Annotated in this window: 2 tRNA genes and 2 rRNA genes; all 4 read right to left on the reverse strand. The window is 54.5% G+C overall.

Features of this window, described 5'->3' with window-relative positions:
* Positions 1-69 precede the first annotated feature (69 nt).
* The 4 genes from BM346_RS17805 to BM346_RS17820 all read right to left on the reverse strand — a co-directional run bounded on the left by BM346_RS17805 (position 70) and on the right by BM346_RS17820 (position 5,520).
* A 23S ribosomal RNA gene (locus tag BM346_RS17805) occupies positions 70-2,963 on the reverse strand.
* 333 nt (positions 2,964-3,296) lie between these two features.
* Positions 3,297-3,372 (reverse strand) — tRNA-Ala (locus tag BM346_RS17810).
* Between the two features lie 271 nt (positions 3,373-3,643).
* Positions 3,644-3,720, reverse strand: a tRNA-Ile gene (locus tag BM346_RS17815).
* Between the two features lie 263 nt (positions 3,721-3,983).
* A 16S ribosomal RNA gene (locus BM346_RS17820) occupies positions 3,984-5,520 on the reverse strand.
* Together the 16S and 23S rRNA genes with 2 tRNA genes alongside form the textbook arrangement of a ribosomal RNA operon.
* Positions 5,521-5,706: the final 186 nt, after the last annotated feature.

The following is a 5,706-nucleotide window of genomic DNA, read 5'->3' on the forward strand; positions in this document are numbered from 1 at the left end:
TGGATGAGATTGAATGCGACCGATCAAGGTTATCGCGGTAGTCTGTCTTGCAATTGTCTTGGGTGTTATATAGTCAAGCCGCACGAGCAATTAGTATCGGTTAGCTCAACGCCTCGCAGCGCTTACACACCCGACCTATCAACGTCCTGGTCTTGAACGGCTCTTCAGGGACCTCGAGGGTCCAGGGAGATCTCATCTTGGAAGGGGCTTCCCGCTTAGATGCCTTCAGCGGTTATCCTGTCCGAACATAGCTACCGGGCAATGCCACTGGCGTGACAACCCGAACACCAGAGGTTCGTCCACTCCGGTCCTCTCGTACTAGGAGCAGCTTTCCTCAAATCTCCAACGTCCACGGCAGATAGGGACCGAACTGTCTCACGACGTTCTAAACCCAGCTCGCGTACCACTTTAAATGGCGAACAGCCATACCCTTGGGACCGGCTTCAGCCCCAGGATGTGATGAGCCGACATCGAGGTGCCAAACACCGCCGTCGATGTGAACTCTTGGGCGGTATCAGCCTGTTATCCCCGGAGTACCTTTTATCCGTTGAGCGATGGCCCTTCCATACAGAACCACCGGATCACTATGACCTACTTTCGTACCTGCTCGACGTGTCTGTCTCGCAGTCAAGCGGGCTTGTGCCATTACACTAACCGCACGATGTCCGACCGTGCTTAGCCCACCTTTGTGCTCCTCCGTTACTCTTTGGGAGGAGACCGCCCCAGTCAAACTACCCACCACACAGTGTCCTCATCCCCGATAAGGGGACCAAGTTAGAACCTCAAACATGTCAGGCTGGTATTTCAAGGTTGGCTCCACGAGAACTGGCGTCCTCGCTTCAAAGCCTCCCAGCTATCCTACACAAACATGCTCAAAGTTCACTGTGAAGCTATAGTAAAGGTTCACGGGGTCTTTCCGTCTAGCCGCGGATACACCGCATCTTCACGGCGATTTCAATTTCACTGAGTCTCGGGTAGAGACAGCGCCCCCATCGTTACGCCATTCGTGCAGGTCGGAACTTACCCGACAAGGAATTTCGCTACCTTAGGACCGTTATAGTTACGGCCGCCGTTTACCGGGGCTTCGATCAAGAGCTTCGTCCGAGGACTAACCCCATCAATTAACCTTCCGGCACCGGGCAGGCGTCACACCGTATACGTCCACTTTCGTGTTAGCACAGTGCTGTGTTTTTAATAAACAGTCGCAGGGGCCTGGTATCTTCGACCGGCTTCCGCTCCACCCGCAGGGGCTTCACGTACACACCGGCGTGCCTTCTCCCGAAGTTACGGCACCATTTTGCCTAGTTCCTTTACCCGAGTTCTCTCAAGCGCCTTGGGATTCTCACCCTGACCACCTGTGTCGGTTTGGGGTACGGTCTCGAATAGCCTGAAGCTTAGAAGATTTTCCTGGAAGCAGGGCATCAATGACTTCCCGCCCCTAAGGGCAGTCGTCGTCACGTCTCAGGATTGTGGGCCCGGATTTGCCTAAGCCCACTCCCTACTCGCTTAAACCGGGACAACCGTCGCCCGGCTCACCTAGCCTTCTCCGTCTCTCCATCGCAGCTATCCAAGGTACGGGAATATTAACCCGTTTCCCATCGACTACACCTTTCGGTCTCGCCTTAGGGGCCGACTCACCCTGCGCCGATTAGCGTTGCGCAGGAAACCTTGGTCTTCCGGCGTGGGGGTTTTTCACCCCCATTGTCGTTACTCATGTCAGCATTCGCACTTCTGATACCTCCAGCAGACTTCTCAATCCACCTTCGCAGGCTTACAGAACGCTCCCCTACCCCGCATACAAAGTATGCAGCCGCAGCTTCGGTAACCAGTTTGAGCCCCGTTACATCTTCCGCGCAGGCCGACTCGACTAGTGAGCTATTACGCTTTCTTTAAAGGGTGGCTGCTTCTAAGCCAACCTCCTAGCTGTCTGAGCCTTCCCACATCGTTTCCCACTTAACTGGTATTTGGGGACCTTAGCTGGCGGTCTGGGTTGTTTCCCTCTTCACGACGGACGTTAGCACCCGCCGTGTGTCTCCCGGATAGTACTCACAGGTATTCGGAGTTTGCATCGGGTTGGTAAGTCGAGATGACCCCCTAGCCGAAACAGTGCTCTACCCCCTGTGGTATTCGTCCGAGGCGCTACCTAAATAGCTTTCGGGGAGAACCAGCTATCTCCGGGCTTGATTAGCCTTTCACTCCGATCCACAAGTCATCCCCTGGCTTTTCAACGACAGTGGGTTCGGGCCTCCAGTGCCTGTTACGGCACCTTCACCCTGCTCATGGATAGATCGCCCGGTTTCGGGTCTATGCCCAGCGACTAAATCGCCCTATTCAGACTCGGTTTCCCTACGGCTCCCCTAAACGGTTAACCTCGCCACTGAACATAAGTCGCTGACCCATTATACAAAAGGTACGCCGTCACGGAACAAGTCCGCTCCGACTGCTTGTACGCATACGGTTTCAGGGTCTATTTCACTCCCCTCACAGGGGTTCTTTTCGCCTTTCCCTCACGGTACTGGTTCACTATCGGTCAGTCAGGAGTATTTAGCCTTGGAGGATGGTCCCCCCATGTTCAGACAGGATTACACGTGACCCGTCCTACTCGTTTTCACTGAACTCAGGTTTCGGATACGGGGCTATCACCCACTATGGCGGCTCTTTCCAGGGCCTTCTCCTACCAGTCGTCCAGCTTAAGGGCTGGTCCCCGTTCGCTCGCCGCTACTTAGGGAATCTCGGTTGATTTCTTTTCCTTCGGGTACTTAGATGTTTCAGTTCCCCGAGTTCGCCTCTTACACCTATGGATTCAGTGTAAGATACCGACCCGAAAGTCGGTGGGTTTCCCCATTCAGAGATGCCCGGATCATAGCTTGTTTGCCAGCTCCCCGAGCCTTATCGCAGGCTTCCACGTCTTTCATCGCCTCTGACTGCCAAGGCATCCACCGTATGCGCTTAGTTGCTTGACTATATAACCCCAAGACAACTGACCCAATCACCAGCCACATCCGAACCACACCCTGGCAAGCCAGAGAGGGATTCATCCGAAGATGGTTCTCAGAGACAGTCGACTGAAGCTATAAACAACCACTTCAACGACACACCGGATAACGCTTGATCGTTATCGCTGAAACTCTGTTCTGAACTAGAAGAACAAAGCTTCGTGTTTCAATCTCATCCGAATTGTTAAAGAGCAATTCTGACCCAGTGATCAGAAAGGAAGGCTTCATGAACCTGAAACATTCGTTTCTGTACACTGACTTTCGTCAGGCATTCGATAAGGTCTTTCGTCAGTTCCGATATGGTGGAGCCAGGCGGGATCGAACCGCCGACCTCCTGCGTGCAAGGCAGGCGCTCTCCCAGCTGAGCTATGGCCCCGTCTGCTTGTCCAGCTTCCGTCACTCGTCGTTGCAGCACTCGCTCGTCTCAGTCATGACCCATCGAGGGTCACTCCTTCTCTCGCTCACACTGCGCCTAGATTGACGAAATCTGTCCTGCGCATCCGCGATCGCCTCAACTCTGGCGGCCTACCTTACTGAGCGGACCCGGAACATTCGGCCACCTCGAAAAATTGGGTTAGCCTAGGCATCGGAAGGTGTAGCGTGCGAGTAGCACGTGAGCCTTTCGATAACGACGGATAACGCAATTTTGGTGGGTCTGGGTGGACTTGAACCACCGACCTCACCCTTATCAGGGGTGCGCTCTAACCACCTGAGCTACAGACCCGGTTTTGCTTGTCTTCGCACCACCTGAGCTGCGTTGCAGTCTTCGTTCACTCGGTCACGTACGCATGTACGCCCCCTCGCTCTCTCAGCCTGCGCCTTGTCAGCTGGCGCAAATCCGGCGCCAAACCCTGAGCTCGCCTCCCACCAAGTGGTCAACCAACCAGCGCTCGACAAAACCGACATCGGGCCTGCAAAGACCCTATTGCTCTCTTTACGCTAACCAAGTAATTCGTGTGGACTCTGACCGAAACCTCCAGCTTTCGTTAAGGAGGTGATCCAGCCGCAGGTTCCCCTACGGCTACCTTGTTACGACTTCACCCCAGTCATGAACCACACCGTGGTGATCGTCCTCCCGAAGGTTAGACTAACCACTTCTGGTGCAATCCACTCCCATGGTGTGACGGGCGGTGTGTACAAGGCCCGGGAACGTATTCACCGTGACATTCTGATTCACGATTACTAGCGATTCCGACTTCACGCAGTCGAGTTGCAGACTGCGATCCGGACTACGACGCGTTTTGTGAGATTGGCTCCCCCTCGCGGGTTTGCAGCCCTCTGTGCGCGCCATTGTAGCACGTGTGTAGCCCTGGCCGTAAGGGCCATGATGACCTGACGTCATCCCCACCTTCCTCCGGTTTGTCACCGGCAGTCTCCCTAGAGTTCCCACCATGATGTGCTGGCAACTAGGGATAAGGGTTGCGCTCGTTACGGGACTTAACCCAACATCTCACGACACGAGCTGACGACGGCCATGCAGCACCTGTGTTTGGGCTCCCGAAGGCACTCCCTCATCTCTGAGGGATTCCCAACATGTCAAGGCCAGGTAAGGTTCTTCGCGTTGCGTCGAATTAAACCACATGCTCCACCGCTTGTGCGGGCCCCCGTCAATTCATTTGAGTTTTAACCTTGCGGCCGTACTCCCCAGGCGGTCTACTTAGTGCGTTAACTGCGCCACTAAAGCTTCAAGAGCCCCAACGGCTAGTAGACATCGTTTACGGCGTGGACTACCAGGGTATCTAATCCTGTTTGCTCCCCACGCTTTCGCACCTCAGTGTCAGTGTTGGTCCAGGTAGCCGCCTTCGCCACTGGTGTTCCTTCCTATATCTACGCATTTCACCGCTACACAGGAAATTCCACTACCCTCTACCACACTCTAGCCTGACAGTTCGAAATGCCGTTCCCAGGTTAAGCCCGGGGCTTTCACATCTCGCTTATCAAACCACCTACGCGCGCTTTACGCCCAGTAAATCCGATTAACGCTTGCACCCTCCGTATTACCGCGGCTGCTGGCACGGAGTTAGCCGGTGCTTCTTCTGCGAGTAACGTCAATCCTCCGGCGTATTAAGCCGAAGGCCTTCCTCCTCGCTGAAAGTGCTTTACAACCCGAAAGCCTTCTTCACACACGCGGCATGGCTGGATCAGGGTTGCCCCCATTGTCCAATATTCCCCACTGCTGCCTCCCGTAGGAGTTCGGGCCGTGTCTCAGTCCCGATGTGGCTGATCATCCTCTCAGACCAGCTACGGATCGTCGCCTTGGTAGGCCTTTACCCCACCAACTAGCTAATCCGACATAGGCTCATCCAATAGCGCAAGGTCCGAAGATCCCCTGCTTTCCCCCAAAGGGCGTATGCGGTATTAATCCGGGTTTCCCCGGGCTATCCCCCACTACTGGGCAAATTCCTATGCATTACTCACCCGTCCGCCGCTCGTCAGCATCCCGAAGGACCTGTTACCGCTCGACTTGCATGTGTTAGGCCTGCCGCCAGCGTTCAATCTGAGCCATGATCAAACTCTTCAGTTTAAATCATACAAGATCCGAAGATCTCTAATCTTGCTCAAGACAAAAACTCATTCTCGACGAGTCGCTTGCCTCGATTATCTGTCGCCAGATAGTCTCGGCCAGCGCCCACACGAATTACTTGGTCAACTTGTTAAAGAGCGTTTGAGCAGAAGCTCAATCAAGGCCGCGTATTCTACATCAGATCGC

The organism is Marinobacter daqiaonensis, assembly GCF_900115285.1.
GTDB lineage: Bacteria > Pseudomonadota > Gammaproteobacteria > Pseudomonadales > Oleiphilaceae > Marinobacter > Marinobacter daqiaonensis.